The organism is Azohydromonas lata, from assembly GCF_034427735.1.
GTDB lineage: Bacteria > Pseudomonadota > Gammaproteobacteria > Burkholderiales > Burkholderiaceae_C > Azohydromonas > Azohydromonas lata.
Map to the genome: position 1 here is coordinate 1 of NZ_JAXOJX010000270.1, position 247 is coordinate 247.

The 247-nt window shown below is 70.0% G+C and carries 1 pseudogene; it reads right to left on the reverse strand.

Going from position 1 to position 247, the window contains the following annotated elements:
- Window positions 1–5 precede the first annotated feature (5 nt).
- Window positions 6–247: pseudogene (locus SM757_RS35350) on the reverse strand (hypothetical protein); the annotation flags it as partial.

Consider the following 247-nt stretch of genomic DNA (forward strand, 5'->3'; position numbering starts at 1 on the left):
CCCGGTCATGCCTGTGCTCCCTGCGCGGCGGCGAAGCCGGACGGCTCGCGCGGCGCTTCGGTGGCGGGCTCCACAGCCTCGGCAGCCTTCTCGCTGTTGCGCGCCCACACGTCAGGCAGCCTGCACAGCGTCACCAGGGCCAGCAAAGCAAAACCCAGCATGAGGCAGCCCACGGTGACGGAGCCGGGCACCTGCAAGATGGGCGTCTTCTCGTCGGCCGCGATCTCCATGAGCGGCACCGCCATCA